The organism is Ancylobacter oerskovii (genome assembly GCF_018390555.1).
In the GTDB taxonomy this organism is placed as follows: domain Bacteria; phylum Pseudomonadota; class Alphaproteobacteria; order Rhizobiales; family Xanthobacteraceae; genus Ancylobacter; species Ancylobacter oerskovii.
This window is the reverse complement of sequence record NZ_JAHBGB010000023.1, coordinates 224,581-242,777: the sequence shown is the minus strand read 5'-3', so window position 1 is coordinate 242,777 and position 18,197 is coordinate 224,581. Positions and strand designations below refer to the sequence as shown.

The 18,197-nt window shown below is 69.4% G+C and carries 15 protein-coding genes and 1 tRNA gene; 7 read left to right on the top strand and 9 right to left on the bottom strand.

The window, feature by feature from the left end; all coding sequences use genetic code 11:
- Nucleotides 1-359 precede the first annotated feature (359 nt).
- The 3 genes from cysN to cysQ form a co-directional block, all read right to left on the bottom strand.
- Nucleotides 360-2,255: a sulfate adenylyltransferase subunit CysN gene (cysN, locus tag KHC19_RS11830; RefSeq protein WP_213352541.1), complete on the bottom strand. Its 1,896-nt coding sequence runs from the start codon at nt 2,253-2,255 to the stop codon at nt 360-362.
- 1 nt (nt 2,256) lies between these two features.
- Nucleotides 2,257-3,150: a sulfate adenylyltransferase subunit CysD gene (gene cysD, locus KHC19_RS11825; RefSeq protein WP_213352571.1), complete on the bottom strand. Its 894-nt coding sequence runs from the start codon at nt 3,148-3,150 to the stop codon at nt 2,257-2,259.
- 77 nt (nt 3,151-3,227) lie between these two features.
- Nucleotides 3,228-4,076, bottom strand: a complete 849-nt coding sequence (gene cysQ / locus KHC19_RS11820) for a 3'(2'),5'-bisphosphate nucleotidase CysQ (RefSeq protein ID WP_213352540.1) — start codon at nt 4,074-4,076, stop codon at nt 3,228-3,230.
- Between the two features lie 199 nt (nt 4,077-4,275).
- On the opposite strand from cysQ, the gene KHC19_RS11815 reads away from it, so the two are divergent.
- Both KHC19_RS11815 and KHC19_RS11810 read left to right on the top strand, forming a co-directional pair.
- On the top strand, nt 4,276-5,802 hold the full coding sequence (locus tag KHC19_RS11815) for a malonate--CoA ligase (protein WP_213352539.1): 1,527 nt from the start codon (nt 4,276-4,278) through the stop codon (nt 5,800-5,802).
- Nucleotides 5,803-5,962: 160 nt separating this feature from the next.
- Nucleotides 5,963-6,514, top strand: coding sequence for a YciE/YciF ferroxidase family protein (locus KHC19_RS11810; RefSeq protein ID WP_213352538.1), 552 nt, complete (start codon nt 5,963-5,965; stop codon nt 6,512-6,514).
- A gap of 57 nt (nt 6,515-6,571) precedes the next feature.
- On the opposite strand, the gene KHC19_RS11805 is transcribed toward KHC19_RS11810, so the two are convergent.
- From KHC19_RS11805 to KHC19_RS11795, 3 genes are all read right to left on the bottom strand, one after another.
- The gene (locus KHC19_RS11805) at nt 6,572-7,996 is read right to left on the bottom strand and encodes an aldehyde dehydrogenase family protein (protein ID WP_213352537.1); all 1,425 of its coding nucleotides are present in this window, start codon (nt 7,994-7,996) and stop codon (nt 6,572-6,574) included.
- A 184-nt stretch (nt 7,997-8,180) separates the two neighbouring features.
- Nucleotides 8,181-9,185, bottom strand: coding sequence for a Dyp-type peroxidase (locus KHC19_RS11800; protein ID WP_213352536.1), 1,005 nt, complete (start codon nt 9,183-9,185; stop codon nt 8,181-8,183).
- 234 nt (nt 9,186-9,419) lie between these two features.
- A complete protein-coding gene (locus tag KHC19_RS11795; RefSeq protein ID WP_213352535.1) occupies nt 9,420-10,280 on the bottom strand; it encodes a Hint domain-containing protein in 861 nt (286 codons plus the stop codon).
- A 499-nt stretch (nt 10,281-10,779) separates the two neighbouring features.
- Between KHC19_RS11795 and KHC19_RS11790 the strand changes: the two genes are divergently transcribed.
- Genes KHC19_RS11790 through KHC19_RS11780 form a run of 3 tightly spaced genes read left to right on the top strand, consistent with a single transcriptional unit; the run spans nt 10,780 to nt 13,237 of the window.
- Nucleotides 10,780-11,262 (top strand): hypothetical protein, encoded by a 483-nt coding sequence (locus KHC19_RS11790; protein ID WP_213352534.1) that lies wholly within the window; start codon nt 10,780-10,782, stop codon nt 11,260-11,262.
- Between the two features lies 1 nt (nt 11,263).
- Nucleotides 11,264-11,938 carry an ABC transporter ATP-binding protein gene (locus tag KHC19_RS11785; RefSeq protein WP_213352533.1) on the top strand — a complete coding sequence of 225 codons (675 nt, stop codon included), beginning with the start codon at nt 11,264-11,266 and terminating at the stop codon, nt 11,936-11,938.
- 3 nt (nt 11,939-11,941) lie between these two features.
- A complete protein-coding gene (locus KHC19_RS11780) occupies nt 11,942-13,237 on the top strand; it encodes an ABC transporter permease (RefSeq protein WP_213352532.1) in 1,296 nt (431 codons plus the stop codon).
- Nucleotides 13,238-13,350: 113 nt separating this feature from the next.
- Here the strand turns inward: KHC19_RS11780 and KHC19_RS11775 are convergent.
- Nucleotides 13,351-13,427, bottom strand: a tRNA-Arg gene (locus KHC19_RS11775).
- Between the two features lie 263 nt (nt 13,428-13,690).
- Here KHC19_RS11775 and KHC19_RS11770 point away from each other — a divergent pair.
- Nucleotides 13,691-13,984 carry a hypothetical protein gene (locus tag KHC19_RS11770; RefSeq protein ID WP_246548715.1) on the top strand — a complete coding sequence of 98 codons (294 nt, stop codon included), beginning with the start codon at nt 13,691-13,693 and terminating at the stop codon, nt 13,982-13,984.
- 1,462 nt (nt 13,985-15,446) lie between these two features.
- On the opposite strand, the gene KHC19_RS11765 is transcribed toward KHC19_RS11770, so the two are convergent.
- Nucleotides 15,447-15,998 carry a gamma-glutamylcyclotransferase gene (locus KHC19_RS11765; RefSeq protein WP_213352531.1) on the bottom strand — a complete coding sequence of 184 codons (552 nt, stop codon included), beginning with the start codon at nt 15,996-15,998 and terminating at the stop codon, nt 15,447-15,449.
- A 355-nt stretch (nt 15,999-16,353) separates the two neighbouring features.
- A complete protein-coding gene (locus KHC19_RS11760; RefSeq protein ID WP_213352530.1) occupies nt 16,354-16,677 on the bottom strand; it encodes a hypothetical protein in 324 nt (107 codons plus the stop codon).
- Nucleotides 16,678-16,914: 237 nt separating this feature from the next.
- Here KHC19_RS11760 and KHC19_RS11755 point away from each other — a divergent pair, with 237 nt between their 5' ends.
- Nucleotides 16,915-17,979, top strand: coding sequence for a DUF2125 domain-containing protein (locus KHC19_RS11755; RefSeq protein ID WP_213352529.1), 1,065 nt, complete (start codon nt 16,915-16,917; stop codon nt 17,977-17,979).
- Nucleotides 17,980-18,197: the final 218 nt, after the last annotated feature.

The following is an 18,197-nucleotide window of genomic DNA, read 5'->3' as shown; positions in this document are numbered from 1 at the left end:
ACTTGCTCGTCGGCGGGAGCGGCTCTATATTCGCCGGCCTTTCGGCCGTCAAGCCCGAATTCGAAACAACCGCTCGAACCCGAACCCCTCAACCTAAGGGCTCACACCCTTAGACCGTCGACAGTTTTCCCGCCGGCGACCGCCGGTCCGAAGACCTCGTCTCTGTCGGGAACAACCGGAGGAGCGTCAGCACCGCGTCAGCGGCGCGCCCCGTCGATGAGCGGGGTTATAGAGGGGGCCCCCGAGGGTGTCAACATCGATTTCGGGAGGATTTCGAAAAATCGACATCTCCCTGTCGCCAGACCGACATCAAAGGCCGGTCCGGCCTTGTGCCACAAGGCTTTCCCGCCGGTGGAAAATCAGAGCAGATAGCCGTGAGCGCCCAGATAGGCGACGATGTCGTCGGCCAGCGCCTCCGGCGAACGCTCTCCCGCCGCCAGGTGGATCTCGGGCTCCGCCGGCGCCTCATACGGGCTGTCGATCCCGGTGAAGTTCTTGATCTCGCCGCGCCTGGCCCGAGCATAAAGCCCCTTCGGATCGCGCCGCTCGGCCACCTCGAGCGGCGTGTCGACGAAGATCTCCACGAACTCGCCGGGCTCCAGGATCTCGCGCGCCATCTGCCGCTCGGCCCGGAACGGCGAGATGAACGAGGTCAGCACGATCAGGCCGGCATCCACGAACAGCTTCGCGGTCTCGCCGACGCGGCGGATGTTCTCCACCCGGTCCGCCGCGGTGAAGCCGAGATCCCTGTTCAGCCCGTGCCGGACATTGTCGCCGTCGAGCAGGTAGGTATGGCGGCCCAGCGCATTGAGCTTCTTCTCGACCAGATTGGCCACGGTCGACTTGCCGGAACCCGACAGGCCGGTGAACCACAGCACCACCGGCTTCTGGTGCTTCATCGCCGCCCGCGAGGCCTTGGAGATCTCCAGCGCCTGCCAGTGCACGTTGGTCGCCCGCCGGAGCCCGAAATCGATCATCCCGGCGCCGACGGTGAGATTGCTCATCCGGTCGATGACGATGAAGGCCCCGGTCTGCGGCACATCCGCGAAGGGATCGAAGGCGATGGGCTGCTGGGTGGCGAGATTGACCACCCCCACCTCGTTGAGCGCCAGTTGCTTGGCCGCCAGCTTCTGGAAGCTGTTGACGTCCACCTTGTGCTTGATCTCGGTGACGCTGGCGCTCACCGTCCGGGTGCCGATCTTGATCAGATAGGGCCGGCCGGGCAGCAGGGCGTCGTCATGCATCCAGATGAGATGCGCGGCGAACTGGTCGGACACTTCCGGGCGCGCCGTCGCCGCGGCGATGATGTCGCCGCGCGAAATGTCGACCTCGTCTTCCAGCGTGAGCGTCACCGCCTCGCCGGCCTCGGCGCGAGGCAGCGACCCGTCCCTGGTGACGATCGCCTTCACCTTGCTGGTACGCCCGGAGCCCGCCACCACGATGGCATCGCCCGGCCTCACCACACCGCTCGCCACCGTGCCGGAGAAGCCGCGGAAGTCGAGATTGGGCCGGTTCACCCATTGCACGGGCATGCGGAACGGCCGTGCCAGCGCGTCGTCGGCCACCGGCACGCTTTCCAGATGCTCGACCAGCGTCGGCCCGTCATACCAGGGCGTGCGCGGGCTGCGCTCCAGCATGTTGTCGCCATAGCGGGCCGAGAGCGGCACCGCGACGAGGGTCTCGAAGCCGAAACCGGCCGAGAACTCCCGATAGGCGGCGACGATCTCGTCGAACACGCCCTGCGAGAAATCCACCAGGTCGATCTTGTTCACCGCCAGCACCACATGGCGGATGCCGAGCAGCGACACGATGAAGGAATGGCGCCGCGTCTGGGTGAGGATGCCCTGCCGGGCATCGACCAGGATCACCGCCAGGTCGGAATTCGAGGCCCCCGTCGCCATGTTGCGGGTGTATTGCTCGTGGCCGGGCGTATCGGCGACGATGAACTTGCGCTTGTCGGTGGCGAAGAAGCGATAGGCGACGTCGATGGTGATGCCCTGCTCGCGCTCGGCGGCCAGCCCGTCCACCAGCAGCGCGAAGTCGAGATCGTCGCCGGTGGTGCCGTGCTTGCGGGAATCGCTCGACAGCGTCGCGAGCTGGTCCTCGAACAGCAGCTTGGTGTCGTAGAGCAGCCGGCCGATCAGCGTCGACTTGCCGTCGTCGACGCTGCCGCAGGTGAGGAAGCGCAGCAGGCTCTTGTTTTCCTGCGCGGTGAGGTAATCGGCGACGCTATTCGCCTCGGCAACGGCGCTCATCTCAGAAATATCCTTCGCGCTTCTTCTTTTCCATCGACGCGGCCTCGTCGTGATCGATGAGGCGGCCGGCCCGCTCGGAGGTGCGGGCGATCAGCATCTCCCGCACGATGTCCTCGAGCGTGGTCGCGTCGCTGTCGATGGCGGCGGTCAGCGGGTAGCAGCCCAGCGTGCGGAAGCGCACCATGCGCTCCTCCGGCGTCTCGCCGGGCCGGAGCGGCAGGCGCTCGTCGTCGACCATGATCATCTGGCCGTCGCGCCACACCACCGGCCGGCGGGCGGCAAAGTACAGCGGCACGATGGGGATGCGCTCGGCGAGGATGTATTGCCAGATGTCGAGCTCGGTCCAGTTCGACAGCGGGAAGACCCGGATCGATTCTCCCGGCCGCACCCTTGTATTGTAGAGGTTCCACAGCTCCGGGCGCTGGCTCTTGGGGTCCCAGGCATGGGTCTCGGTGCGGAAGGAGAAGATGCGCTCCTTGGCGCGGCTCTTCTCCTCGTCGCGCCGCGCCCCGCCAAAGGCGGCGTCGAAGCCGTAGTGCGTCAGCGCTTCCTTCAGCGCCTCGGTCTTCATCACGTTGGTATAGAAAGAGGAGCCGTGATCGAAGGGATTGATGCCCTCCTCGATGCCGGCCTGATTGGTGTGGACGATCAGGTCGAAGCCGAGCTCCTTCGCCATCCGGTCGCGGAAGGCGATCATCTCGCGGAACTTCCACGTCGTGTCGATGTGCATCAGCGGAAAGGGCGGCCGGGACGGGTAGAACGCCTTCACCGCCAGATGCAGCATCACCGCCGAATCCTTGCCGATGGAATAGAGCATCACCGGCTTTTTGAACTCGGCCGCCACCTCGCGGATGATGTGGATGGATTCCGCCTCGAGGCGCCGCAAATGGGTCATGCGATCTGACGACACGACACTGTCCTTTCAAGATGCGTGTCCGCAGCCCCGCCGGGGCCGGCCGGACGCCGCCGAATTCATGACGCCGCCGCGTCCGGCAACCGGGCGATGCTCGCCGCAAGCGCCGGATCGCCATAGGCGACGAAGAAGGGATTGGCGAAATCGGAATCGGCGGCCTGCCGGCGCTTGCCATAGAGCAGCGGCGCGCCGTCGAGCGTCACCACGCCACCGCCGGCCGCCCGCAGCACGGCATCTCCCGCCGCGGTGTCCCATTCCATGGTGCGGCCGTGGCGCGGATAGAGATCCGCCGCCCCCTCGGCCAACAGACAGAACTTCAGCGACGATCCCGCCGAAACGAAGCTGTGCCCGGGAAAGCGCCGCAGCCACTCCGCCGTCTGCGGCGAACCGTGCGACCGGCTGCCCACCACTCGCGGATGCGGCGGCGCGGAACTCACCGCAATGGCGATTTCGTCGCCGAGCGCCTCGCCTTCCACCTTCGCCTTGAAGGCGTGGCCCGGCCGGCCGGCATAGAGCACGCCGAGCGCCGGGGCATGCACCACCCCGACGATCGGCACGCCGGCCTCGATCAACGCGATATTGACGGTGAACTCGCCGTTGCGGGCGAGAAACTCACGGGTGCCGTCGAGCGGATCGACCAGAAAGAAGCGTGCGCCGGTCTCCGGCATCCGGCCGGCGGCGCATTCCTCCTCGGCAATGACGGGAATTTCCGGCGCGAGAGCCTTGAGGCCGGCAAGGATCACCGCCTCGGCGCGCTGGTCGGCCTCGGTCACCGGCGAGTTGTCGGCCTTGCTGGAAACGGCGAATTCCGTCGCGTAGACGTCGAGAATCACCCGCCCCGCCTCAAGCGCCAGCTGCGCGAGACGAGAAAGAAATTCTCCGTTCGAAGAAAAATCCGCTGCTTTCATGTTGTCGGTCTATATCTTACACAGAGGTTCAATGGAATATTTTTAATCACAAAAATTATACGTTATATAAGCCGTGCGAAACGCCGGGCGGCGGGCCGCCCGCGGCGTCGCTCGCTGCGTCAGGCGAGATGTGATAGGCAGCGCCCCCGAGCGTGGAAGCGTCGCTTCCCTGCCGGCAAAAGCAAGAAAGGACAAGGCCGTGAGCGCCAACGCCAACCTCTATGCGGCCATCGAGACGAGCGCCCGGCGCGCCGCGCACACCGTGGCCTTCTCGCAGCCGGACGGATCCACCCTCGACTATGCCGAGCTGCTCGCCCTGGTCGGCCGCTATGCCGATGCCTTGACCCAGCACGGCGTCGGACGCGGGGATCGCGTCACGGTGCAGGTGGAAAAGTCGCTCGGCAATGTCGCGCTCTATCTCGCCACGCTGAAGGTCGGCGCGGTCTACCAGCCGCTCAACACCGCCTATACCGCCGCCGAGCTCGACTATTTCCTCGGCGACGCCGAGCCTGTCCTGCTGGTGGCCGATCCGCGCCGGGCCGACACGCTGCGCCCGATCGCCGCCGCCCGCGGCGTGCGCCATGTCGAGACGCTCGATGCCGAGGGGAAGGGCTCGCTGGCCGACCTTGCGGCCGACCTGCCGGGAGAGACGCCCACCGCCGTCTGTGCGCCCGACGACCTCGCGGCGCTGCTCTACACCTCCGGCACCACCGGGCGTTCGAAGGGGGCGATGATCACCCATCGCAACCTGGCCTCCAATGCCGAGGCGCTGAGGGAGATCTGGGCTTTCCAGCCGGGCGACGTGATGCTGCACGCCCTGCCGATCTTCCATGTCCATGGCCTGTTCGTGGCGCTCAACACCGCGCTGCTCAACGGCTCGCCGACCATCTGGCTGCCGAAGTTCGACGCCGACGCGGTGATCGCCCAGCTGCCCGCCGCGACGGTGATGATGGGGGTGCCGACCTTCTATACCCGCCTGCTCGCTCATCCCGGCTTCACCCGCCAGCTCTGCGCCGGCATGCGGCTGTTCATCGCCGGATCGGCGCCGCTGCTGGCCGAGACCCATCGCCGGTTCGAGGCCGCGACCGGCCACGCCATCCTCGAGCGCTACGGCATGACCGAATGCGGCATGATCACTTCCAACCCCTATGATGGCGAGCGCCTGCCCGGCTCGGTGGGCTATGCGCTGCCGGACGTGTCGGTGCGCGTCGTCGGCGAGGATGGCGCGGAGCTCCCGCGCGGCGAGGTCGGCATGCTGGCGACCAACGGCCCCAACCGTTTCCTCGGCTATTGGCGCATGCCGGAGAAGACGGCGGCCGAGATCCGGCCGGACGGCTTCTTCATCACCGGCGACCTCGCCAGCATGGCGCCGGACGGGCGGGTGACCATCGTCGGGCGCGGCAAGGACCTCATCATCTCCGGGGGATTGAACATCTATCCCAAGGAGATCGAGATGGAGATCGACCAGTTTCCCGGCGTGGCGGAATCGGCGGTCATCGGCGTGCCGCATGCCGATTTCGGCGAGGCGGTGGTGGCCGTGGTGGTGCCGAGGCCGGATGCCGCGCTCGACGAGGCCGCGCTCGGCGCCTGGCTCGGCGGCCGGCTGGCGCGCTTCAAGCTGCCCAAGCACATCGCCACGGTCGAGGAGCTGCCGCGCAACACCATGGGCAAGGTGCAGAAGGCCGCCTTGCGCGAGCGCTACGGGACCCTGTTTCCCGCCGGGTGAGGACGGCGGCGGCGTGGGAGTACCGGAGGGGCGGTGGCCTGCCACCGGCGATGCGAAAGCCGGCGGAATCGTGGAACCGCGGGGCCTTTCGCGACGTTCTGGCTCCATCACCAATCCGCGAAACGGGCCGCCTCGCGAAGCCCGACAGGGAGACGACGCCATGGGCCTCTTGTCCCGGGATATCAAGTCACTCGGCGACCTGCTGCTGCAGGGGCTCGGGGAAGCGCTCTATGCCGAACGGCGCTGCGCCCGCGTGTTGCCGACGCTGATCGCCAAGGCTTCGGACCTGCAGCTGAAAAGCGAGCTGGATTCGGTCGTTGCGGCGAACCTCGCCGGCATCGGCCGGCTGGAGGCGGTGTTCCGGCTGCTCGACCGGGCGCCGAAGCCGGTGGAGTGCCCGGCCATAGACGGCCTGTTCATCGGCGTCGAGGAGATCAGCGGCGAGATCGACGACCCGCATGTGCTCGACACCGCCATCGCCGCGGCGCTGCAGGACGTCGCCAGCTACAAGACCGCGCGCTATGCCACGCTGATCGGCTGGCTGCGGCAGCTGGGGCGGCGGGACGCGGCGGAACTCATCCAGCCCAACCAGGCGGGGAGCCGGCGCTTCGCCGACACGCTTTCCGTGCTGACGGAGCGCCGGCTGATCCCGCGCGCCGGCGGGCAGCCGCAAGCCGTTCCGCGGCTCGCCGGCCAGGCCGGTCAGGTGTAGGGTGAGGCCGATCCCGGACCGCTGGACCGGCCTCGCCGCGCGTGCGCGGAGGACGGCTCAGCCCCAGCCGACGATGCCCTTGATCTCCAGGAAATCGTGGATCGCCCAATCGGCATATTCGCGGCCGTTGCCGGACTGCTTGTAGCCGCCGAACGGCGCCATGGTATCCCATTCCGGGTAGTTGAGATAAACCGAGCCGGCGCGCATGCGGGCCGCCACCGCGCGGGCATGCTCGATCTCCTGCGACTGGATGTAGGCGGCGAGGCCGTACACCGTGTCGTTGGCGATCTCCACTGCCTCGTCCTCGCTGTCATAGGACAGCACCGACAGCACCGGGCCGAAGATCTCCTCCCGCGCGACGGTCATGTCGCGGGTGACGTGGCCGAACACGGTAGGACGGATGTAGTAGCCGCGATTGAGCCCTTCCGGCCGGCCGGGGCCGCCGGTGACGAGGGTGGCGCCCTCGGCGATCCCCGACTCGATGAGCCTCTGGATCTTGTCGTACTGGATCTCGCTCACCACCGGGCCGAGATCGATGCCCTCGGCGTTGGGGTCGCCGGTCGTCAGCGCCTCCGCCGCCTCCCTGGCGATGGCGAGCGCCTCGTCGTGCCGGCCGGCCGGCACCAGCATGCGGGTCGGCGCATCGCAGGACTGGCCGGAATTGCCGAAGCAGGACCGCACGCCCTGCGCCACCGCTTCCTTGAAGTCGGCATCCGGCAGGATGATGTTGGCGGACTTGCCGCCCAGTTCCTGCGCCACCCGCTTCACCGTATCGGCCGCCGTCTTGGCGACGATGATGCCGGCACGGGTCGAGCCGGTGAAGGACACCATGTCGACGTCCTTGTGGCCGGCCATGATCTGGCCGACATCCGGCCCGGTGCCGTTGACGAGGTTGAACACGCCCTTGGGGGTGCCCGCCGCCTCCATCACCTCGGCGAAGAGGATGCCGCTGATCGGCGCGATCTCCGAGGGCTTGAGCACCACCGTGCAGCCGGCGGCGATGGCGGGGGCCACCTTGCAGGCGATCTGGTTGAGCGGCCAGTTCCACGGGGTGATCAGCGCGCACACCCCGATCGGCTCCTTCACCACCATGGTGGTGCCGCGATGCTCGGTGAACGCGTAGCTCTCGAAGGCCTTGATGGTGGCCTCGATATGGGCGCGGCCGGCCCAGGCCTGGGCGTCGCGGGCGAAGGAAAGCGGCGCGCCCATTTCCTGGCTCACCGCGCGGGCGATGTCCTCGAAGCGCTCATTATAGGCGGCGAGGATGCGATTGAGCAGCGCCAGCCGCTCTGCCTTCGGCACCCGCGAGAAGGTCGCGAAGGCGGCCTTGGCGGCGGCGACCGCCTTGTCGACATCGCCCGCCGAGCCGATGGCGATCCGGGTATAGGGCTCCTCGGTCGAGGGATCGATGACGTCGAGCAGGCGCGGCTCGACCGGGTCGACCCAGGCGCCGTCGATGTAGAATTTCTGGTGGTGGCTCATCTCACGCTCTCGTTTGAACGGACCGGCAAGGAAGGTCGCCGCGGCATCGGCGCGGCGGATTCGCCCCGCCGCCCGCCTCGATTTATGCACGCCGGGCGCCGGATGAACATGCCGCCGGACGGATGAGACCCGCCGTTCCCGGGGAGCCCCCGGCACGGTCCCGCGGGAGGCGACGGCGTGGCTTTCAGGCCGGGGAGGCCGCCGGCTGCGCCGCCGCGAGCCTTGCCTGCGCCGCCTGAAGCAGGGACTGCAGCGCCGGGCGGGCCGGGGCGAAGAAGGTCGTGCCGGTGTGCGGGGTCGAGAAATCCAGCAGCCGGTCATAGGCGCCGGGCGGATCGCCGACATACATGCGCTGCAGCATCTTCTCGATCACCCACAGATGGCGGGAATAGCCGATGAAATAGGTGCCGAACTCCCGGTGCCCCGGCCGGCCGAACGGCATGTTGTCGCGCAATATGTCGTGCTCGTTGCCCGCCGCGTCCACGATGGTGGCCAGCGATTTGTGCGACTTGCGCGGGGCCGCGTCGTCGTCAATCTCGACATTGTCGCTCTTGGTGCGGCCGATGATGGCCTCCTGCTCGGGCGTCGGCACCCGCCCCCATGCATCGAGATCGTGCAGGTACTTCTGGACGACGACATAGCTGCCGCCCTGGAAGCCGGCATCCTCCCCGCCCACCAGCGCCGAGGCGGGCAGATCGAGCCCGGTCGGGTTGGCGGTGCCGTCGACGAAGCCGAGCAGGTCGCGCGCGTCGAAGTAGCGGAAGCCCGACACCTCGTCGACGACGCTGACGCCGGAACCGAGGGCGGCGAGCAGCAGCCGCTCGAATTCGAAGCACAGATCGGCGCGCTCGGCACGGATGTGGAAGAGAAGGTCGCCCGGCGTCGACGGCGCCGCATGCACCGGCCCGGCGATCGGCGCGAACGGCTTCAGTTCCTGCGGCCGCGTCTCCAGCCCCAGCCGCCCCCAGAGAGCGGAGCCGATCCCGACGATGCAGGAAAGCCGGCCGGACAAATCGCGGAATCCGACGGTCTTGACCAGATCGTCCAGCCCGTCGAGCACCGAGCAGACCGTCGCCAGAGCCTCCGCCCCGTCCGCGACGGTGACGACGAGGAAAACCGCCGCCCGCGAGAGCGGGGCATCGATGCTCTGTGCATCGATCGGTACCCGGTCCCAGTTCTTGTCCGACATCGCAATCACTCCGTTCGCGCCCTGGAGGGATTACAAACGGCGGCGGCGGCACCGTCCAGTACCTATGCCGCCGCATGCCCCGGCATGACGGATCGGCGCCCGGTCGGGGGTGGGCTTTTCCACCGTCCGGTACGCCAGGACGGAAGCGGCGCCCCGGGAGTGATCTCCCGGGGCGCCGCTCTCCAACGTGCCGCCGCATGGGGTCGCCGGCACGAAAGCACGCAGGGGACGCGATCAGGCCGCGCGGGCGAACCGGGCGCCCAGCTCGGCAAGGCGCGCGCGCGTGTGCGGCGGCAGCTGGCGCGCCGACTTCACGCGCGGCAGATCCAGCTCGGCGATCGGCGCTTCCGGCGCGTCTTCCCAATTGTCGAAGGCCTGGCGGGCCACGTTGTCGACGAAGGTCTCGGCCGGCACGCCCTCGGCGAGGATGAGCGACTGGTCCTCCAGCTCCACATGGTAATAGGTGAAGGTCTTCGGCATGGCGATGTGGCGCAGGATGCCGGCATCGTTGACCAGGGCGCCGGCCTGCACCAGCACGCCATCGATCTGCAGCGCATGGTCGGCCGAGACGAAGAGATCACGCACCGGCAGATTGTCGCCTAGCGCGCCGGCGCGGATCCGCACCGGCATCACCCGCAGCGGATCGGCGAACACGGTAGAAACGGTCTGCCGGGCCAGCCAGCGCACCGGCCGGGCGACGCCCTCGGCGGTGAGCACGAGATCGCCGGCCTTCAGCGTCTCGATCGCCACCTCCCCCGTGGGGGTCGCGATCATCGTGCCGGCAAGGAAGCACACCACGAAGCTGTCGCCGCTGTTCACCGGCTTGCTGTTGCCGGTCTGGGCGGTGTCGGTGAGCAGATAGCGGCTGCCATTATACAGCACGACCATGCCGTCGCCGCTGGCATAGAGAAAAGTGGCCGTCCCGCTGGAAAATCCACCGATGGTGATGTTTTCCCCGGAGGTGACGGTGTTGTCCGCGCCGGAATCCACGGTCGTGTTCTGATACGGATTGCCGGCATGCCCCGCGGCACCGCCGTTCTGCACCTTTTCCTGATTGTTGAGCAGGTAGGTGTAAGCGAAAGTCTCGACCGCCATCGAAAATTCTCTCTTTTCATCAATCGAATACGTGGAAACGCCCCGCAGGCCGGACAGCGGAATCTTTCGCGGAGATCCACTGCGTTGCGTGAGGGTTAACCGCGGTGAAAAATTTTGAAAGAGTTTGAGAATAAAAAAGAACGAAATTTAAAATAAAAATCAGGTTTTAATTTCGTATTTTTGCATCAAAATTTGTTCTAATTTGATATCAACATATCCGCACAACCCATTTGGATACCGACGGATTTTCGTGGCGGAGGTGCCCCGGTGTCGGGGAGCGTTTCGCCCTTCGCGACCGGGGCATGCGGTGGATTGTCGCAGAGGGGCGCGGGTCGCCCTCCCGCGGATCGACCGACGCAGCTGCGTCTCCGGCTCACGAAGCCTTGTGCGGCCGGCGCCGGCGCCTTCATCTGAATGACATATGCCGCGGCTAACCAGCCCCCGCAGCGGCCGGCGCCCCCGCGGCAGCGGCGCGTGCCCGCCGCAAGGAGCCGAATCGATGCCGATCCACAGGCCGACCCGCCGCGCGCCGCCTCCCGCCCTCCGGCCGTCCCGGCGCCAGCTGCTTGCCGGCGCGGCCCTCGGCCTGCTCGCCGCCGGCCCGGCCCGGGCCTCCGTCAGCCTGAGCTTCGAGGAGCTTTATGGCAGCCGGGGCGTGTTCGGCCTGACCTTCTCCGACAAGACCAAGGCGCTCGCCGGCAAGAGCGTGGCGATGCGCGGCTTCATGGCGCCGCCGCTGAAGGCCGAGGCCGACTTCTTCGTGCTGACCGAGATCCCGATGGCGCTCTGCCCGTTCTGCTCGTCCGATGCCGACTGGCCGGACAACATCGTGGTGATCAGGCTCGACCGGGCCCAGACCTTCGAGCAGGCCAATGCGCTGATCGAGGTGACGGGCACGCTGGAGGTCGGCTCCTGGACCGACCCGGACACCGGCTTCGTCAGCCTGCTGCGCATCGTCGGCGCCCGCTTCGGACGCGCCTGACATGCCCGCCCTCGCCGTCGAGGCCCTGGAGGTCCGGTTTCCCGGTCTCGCGACGCCCGCCCTCGCCATTGCGCATCTGACGGTGGAGAGCGGCGCCCGCCTCGGGCTCACCGGCCCCTCCGGCTCCGGCAAGACCACGCTGGTCAACCTCGTCACCGGGCTGGAACGGGCCGGCCGCGGCCGCCTCGCCTGGGACGGCACCGACATCGCCCGCCTCTCCGAAGGCCGCCGCGACCGCTGGCGGGCCGCCAATGTCGGGCTGGTGATGCAGGACTTCCACCTCTTCGACGGGCTCTCCGCCCGCGACAACGTGCTGCTGCCGCTGCGCCTGTCGCGCCTGTCGCTGCCGGCCGGCGCCGGGGCGGAGGCCGACCGGCTGCTCGCCCGCGTCGGCATCGAGCGGCGCGACCAGAAGGTGGAGACGCTGTCGCGCGGCCAGAAGCAGCGCGTGGCGGTGGCGCGGGCGCTGATCGCCCGGCCGGGCATCCTCGTCGCCGACGAGCCGACCGCCAGCCTCGACGCCGAGGCGGGCGCGACGGTGGCCTCGCTGCTGCTCGAGCTGGCCACCGAGGCGAAGGCGACGCTGATCGTCGCCAGCCACGACCCCCGCCTGCTGGAGCGGCTCGACCGCGTCGTCCGGCTCGAGGCCGGGCGCATCCGCGAAACCGGAGGCTGACCGATGTTCCGTCTCGTGGTCGCGGACCTGCGACGCAACGCGCTCGGCGCGCTCGCCATCGTGCTGATCGTCGCCTTCGCCGCCGCGCTCGGCGTCGCGGTGACGCTGCAGGAGCGCGCGCTCCGGCTCGGCAGCGCCCGCGCGGCGACGGCCTTCCCGCTGGTGGTCGGCGCCGCCGGCAGCGAGACGCAGCTGATGCTCTCGGCGGTGTTCCTGCAGCCGGCGCCGCTCGGCCTGGTGCCGGGCCGGGTGCTGTCCTCCCTCGCCGCCGACCCGCGGGTCGCCTGGGCGGCGCCGGTCGGCTTCGGCGACTTCGTCGAGGACTATCCCATCGTCGGCACCACCCAGGCGCTGGTCGACGGCCTCGGCGGCCTGCGCGACGGGCGCGCCTTCGCCCGCCTCGACGAGGCGGTGGCCGGCGCCGCCGTGGCCTTGCGGCCGGGCGACCGCTTCCATCCGCTGCACGGCCAGGCCTCGACCGGCGGCCACATGCATGGCGAGACCACCTATGAGGTGGTCGGCCGCCTCGCCCCGACCGGCACCCCCTGGGACCGCGCGGTGCTGGTACCCGTCGAGGCGGTGTGGCGTACCCACGGCCTAGAGGCGCACGAGGACGAGGCGCATGAGGGCGAGCAGCACGAGGGCGAGCAGCACGAGGGCGAGCAGCACACGGACGAGGCGCACGCGAGCGGGGCGCCCGGGGCCGCACAGGCGCCGGACCCGCAGGCCGCCATCGACCCGGCGCGGGTGACGGCGGCCGGGGCGCCGGGCGTGCCGGCCATCGTGGTGAAGCCGCGCAGCATCGCCGACGCCTACAAGCTGCGCCAGGAATGGCGCACCGACACCACCCTGGCGCTGTTTCCCGCCGAGGTGCTGACCCGCCTCTATGCGACGCTGGGCGATGCGCGCCGCGTGCTCTCCGCCGTGGCCATCGGCGCGCAGGCGCTGGTGGCGGCGGCGATCCTGCTGGTGATCCTGCTGCATGTCGGCCAGCGCCGGCGGCAGATCGGCGCGCTGCGGGCCTTCGGGGCGCCGCGGCCGGCGGTGTTCGCCGTGGTGTGGATGGAAGGCTTCGCGCTGCTCGGCCTCGGCCTTCTCGCCGGCGTCGGCCTCGGCTATGGCGCGGCGCGGCTCATCGCCGCGCGGCTGGAGGCGCAGAGCGGGGTGGCGCTGCCGGTGCTGTTCACCCGCGACGACCTGACGCCGCTGCTGGTGCTCGCCGGCGCGACGGCGGTGCTGGCGGCGGTGCCGGCGCTGCTCGCCTATCGCCAGTCGCCCGCCGCGGCGCTGCGCGGCTGAAGCCTTCCCGCGACAGCGCCGACCGGAACGGGGGGTTCCCATTCCCCATCGAGGCCGGAACGCGGGACATGTTTCCGAAATAGAGCAGCCATTTCAACGGCCTGCGACGGCGGTGGCCTCCCGGAAGGGAATCGAACCCCTGACCCCAGGTTTAGGAAACCTGTGCTCTATCCTGCTGAGCTACCGGGAGGCAGCCGGCACGGGCGGCGCCCGACCCAAGCGTATGGTCCGAACGCGCCGCGGTTGCAAGGGGCGGCGCGCGGTTCGCCGCCGAAGCAGCGGCCGGATGGCCCGCCGGCCTCGCGCCTCGCGCGTGCGCGCCGATTCACGCAGCTGTGACGGGAACCTTCAGCATTCATGCGGATTCACCAAAGGAATCGCATTGACCCCGGCAACAAATGTTCTAACTTTGTTCTCATGATGCTCACGCTCCCCTCCCTTAGTGGCGATTCGATGCGCGACGACGGCCCGCTCAGCGTCGCCGACAGCGCCCTCGCCCGACGCTTTCGGCTCTGGCGCAGCCCGGATGGGCGGCGCCATGTGTTCTCCGTCTATGCCGTGAAGGACGCGCCGGACTATCCCGACGCGATCGCGCTCGCCGTGCGCCGCGTGGGCGATCGCTGCGTGGTGCTGTGGAGCGGCCCCGCCGGCGCCCGGGCCCGCGTCGCCGCGCTCGCCGCCGGCGCCCACGAGATCCACCTGCGCATCGCGCCGGAAACCGAGAGCGGCCCGCTGGCGCCGGAATGAGCCTCGGGGGGACCGCGCGGGACCGATGAAGCTCACCGGTCGCGCGGCTCTCGATGCCCTGGCTCTGGGGTGTGAGCGCCGGCAGCCGCCCGGCCGGGCGACGCCCTCCCGCGATTGCGGGATCAACGGGAGACCGCGCCCGCGCCGGCTCGCCACGGGCTGTTTCGGCGACTACCGGACAGGGAAGCCCTGAACGGTGGGACGGGAGCCCGGCCTCTCCATCACCGCCAGTCCCATCGCCGGAGGAGGGGCCGTAGCGGCTTCATCGCACGGCGCGGCGCGACGGAGGAATGACGCGCGGCGGCCGATCGCTCTCTCCGGTTCCATCCGGCGTGTGAGGGGAAATCTCCTGCATTCGACGCGCGGCCGAGAGCGGGATCGAACGGAGGAAATTCGTGCCTTGGTGGCCCGCGTGAGATGAACCATGCGGCGCGGCCATCCCTTTCAGCTTGCGCGGCATGCCCGGCAGGGCGCTGACTGCCACAGGTTCAGACCCGACCCCGCAGCCGCCGTCCTCCCCGCGCGTTGTGATCCTTCGGCCTTTATAACCGCAGCCATCCCTACCAGCCTGCGACGGGATACCCGGCGGCGTGGAGACTACCGCAGGTCCGGACGTGACTTGGCATCCGCCCTTCCCGGCCGTTGCGGCTCTCGTACGCTATAGCCGCGCGGTCATCTGTTTCAGCTTGTGGCGGCATGCTCGCGGATGCGGATGACCGCAGATTCCGAGGGACATGATCTGACGTCCGCCGCCCTGCCCAGGCGTTATCGCCCTTCGGCCGTTATAGCCATGGCCATCCCTTCCAGCCTGCGACGGGATACCCGGCGGCGCGGGGACCACCGCAGGTTCGGACGTGATTGGCATCTGCCCTTCTCGGCCGTTGCAGCTCTCGTGCGCTATAGCCGCGCGGTCATCTGTTTCAGCTTGCGGCGGCATGCCCAGCGGGACGCGGATGACCGCAGATTCGGAGGGAGATGATCTGACGTCCGCCGTCCTGCCCAAGCGTTATCGCCCTTCGGCCGTTATAGCCGTGGCCATCCCTTCCAGCCTGCGACGGGATACCCGGCGGCGCGGGGACCACCGCAGGTTCGGACCTGCCCCCGCGTCCGCCATCCTTCCCGGCCGTCACGGCAGCTCTACGGCTGGAGCCGTGCGGTCATCCCTTTCAGCGGCATGCCGGCAGCGCGCGGGAACACCACAGGTACGGGGATGACCCTTCATCCGCCGTCCTGCCTAACCATGCGATGGCCCTGCGGCCAGAACCGCGCGGCCATCCATTCCAGTTTGCGACGACATGCCCGGCGGGCACGGATGGCCGCAGCTTCGGAGAGGATCTGACGTCCGCCGCCCGACCCGTCCTTCCCAGCTGTTACAGCCGCGGCCATTCCTTCCAGTTCTGCAGCGGCATACCCGAAGGGGTCGGAATCATCATGGGTTCGCACCTGGCCCTACACCCTGCGGCTACAGCCGGGCGGCCATCCATTCCAGCTCCGCATCGGGAATGCCGAGCTCGGCGAGGTGGCGGGCGGTGGCGCGGACATAATCGACATTCGGCCCGCCAATGCCATGGCCCTGCCGCACCAGATGCAGCCGCTGCTCCGGCGCCATCGCTCCCGCATATTGCGCATGGCCGCGATCCACCAGAAAGGCCAGCGCCGGCACGCTGCGCGCGCTGCCGTCGCGCAGCCACACCCGGCGGGTGCTTTCCCGGTAGATGTTGGTCACCTGCTCGCGCTCGCGCAGATAGGCGACCGTCGCGTCCGCCCGCGCCGCGGCGACCCGGAAGGCGAGGCCGATGCAGCTGCCGCCCCGGTCCAGCCCCAGCACCAGCCCCGGACGCTCCGCCGTGCCACGCCAGTGCACCGACAGCACGCAGAGCGAGCGATGCGCCCCGATGAGCCGGGCCGGGACGCTTTCCTCATGCTCGAAGCCGGGATTCCACATCAACGAGCCATAGCCGAACACCCAGAGATCGGTGGCCGCCTCGCGGGCGGAAGAAGGAAGGGATGCCATGTCTCGATCCAAACGCCGCTCGATCCTAACGCCGGGCGCGCCGCACGGGCGTCGCCGATTCGCGATGCTGGCATCGGCGGCGACGGCGCGGAAGTACCGATCGACGGCGCGCACCCGTTCGGGGACGGAACCCCGGGGATGGCCGCGCGGGGACCGCGACGGGGGATGCGGGAGAAGAAACCGTCGGCCTTTCCGCCGGCCTTGCGGGACCCGCGGACGGCCTGCGGGATGCCGGCCGCCGCCAACCGGGATGGGCGCACGGCACGGGCGGTGAAGGCTGAACGGTCGGCCTCGCATGGTCGCCCGGAGGCGCCGGCTCCTCGCAAGGCGCTCCCGATCGCGCGGGGATGCCGGCCTATTGCATGATCTGCGGCGTGCCGCATTTCGGCGGCGTGCAATCCGGCAGCGGCGCCTGCGTGGCGTCTCCCTCCGGCGGCGGGCCCGGCGGCGGCTTCACCACCCCGTTGCCGAGCTGATTCGGCGCCGTGCCGGAGGAGGACGGAGCCGAGGGCGGGGTTCCGGCGGCATTGCCAGGCGGGGTGGAAGCCGGCGGATTGGGACCCGTGCCGTCGCCGGCACCGGGTGTCTGCGCCCGGACCGGGCCGGTCATCATCGTCGCGACGATCGCCGCGACGACCATCGTCCCGGTCCCGATCCGGCGACAAATGCGCGTGTCCATCCAGGCCTCCCGCTTCGTGTCCTCGGCATTCGGCATGTCTCGCGACGGGGCCAGTATCGCCATCACCGGGGGAATGGCAACCGCCCGGAGACGGCGCTACCGCCCCGCTCGGCTCTTAACGCGGCGGGCGGAACGCGATATCCGGTCGGGCGGCGGCCCGTGCCGGCCGCCGCACCGGTGACGCAATGGCAGGCCAAAGGGCACGCGGTGCCAGGGGCCGTGCAGGAGACCAGACCGATGACCGAACCCGACCGTGCCGCCGCCTCCGCCGACGGAACGCCTCCCGCTCCCGGTCGCCGCTCCTCGCTCTGGGTGGTCCTGCCGCTGGCGCTGTTCGTGCTCGCGGGCATCGGCTGGACCGCCGCCTGGTTCTACGCCGCCGGCCGCGCCGAGCAGGAAATCGACAGCTGGATCGCCAATGAGGCGGCGGCCGGCCGGCAATGGAGCTGCGCCGACCGGCGGCTGACCGGCTTCCCCTTCCGCTTCGAACTGATCTGCGCCCAGCCGAGCGTCGCCTTCACCGGCCCGGATCCGTGGCAGTGGTCGGCGGCGCGCGCCCATGCGGTGGCGCAGGTCTGGAATCCCCGCCACATCATCGCCGAGTTCCAGGGTCCCTCGGTGCTGAAGGAAGCCGCCGCCGGCCGCAGCATCGAGGCCAACTGGTCGCTGCTGCAGGTGAGCGCGGTCGGTTCCGGCGGCGTGGTCGACCGCGTCTCGACCTCCGCCAACGACTATGTGCTGACCGAGGGCGGCCGGCCGCTGTTCTTCGCCCGCCATGCCGAATTGCATGCCCGCCACCATCCCGGCGCCGACGGCAACACGCTCGACCTCGCCATCGGCCTGAAGGCGGCCGGCAGCGGCGCGCTGGGCGGCGGCACCCAGGCGGCGGCCGACGCCGAACTGCAGGCGACCATCTCGCAGGTGCCGCCCTTCCAGGCCATGCCGGTGGCCGAGCGCCTGCGGCTGTGGCAGCAGGCCGGCGGCAAGGTGAAGATCGAGGTGGCCAAGCTTTCCGCCGGCGGCGGGGTGATGAACGCCACCGGCGATGTCGGCCTCGACGCCGAGCGGCGGCCGAACGGCGCCCTCACTTTGGCGGTCGCCAATCCGCAGGGGTTGATGGCGGCGCTGGGCGGCTCCGGCCTGCTGCCGGAACAGGCCACCTCGCTGGCGCCGCTGCTGATGGCGGCGGGGATGCCCACCACCCTCGACGGCGCCAAGGCCAGCGCCTTCCCCTTCGTGTTCCGCGACGGGCGGGTGGCACTTGGTCTGATCCCGCTCGGCAAGATCGGGCCGCTTTACTGAGGGCGGCTCCCGAAGGAAGCATAGTAGCATGAGGTTGCTCCCTCTCCCCATCGGGGAGAGGGTTGGGGTGAGGGGTCTTCGACGCTTCCCGAGCGCGTCCCCCCTCACCGACCCGCTACCGGGCCACCTCTCCCCAACGGGGAGAGGAAAGGAAAGGCAGTCGACGACCCCTACCGCTGCCCTCCCGGACAGGGGTGGCAGGTAGAGAGATTCCCTCT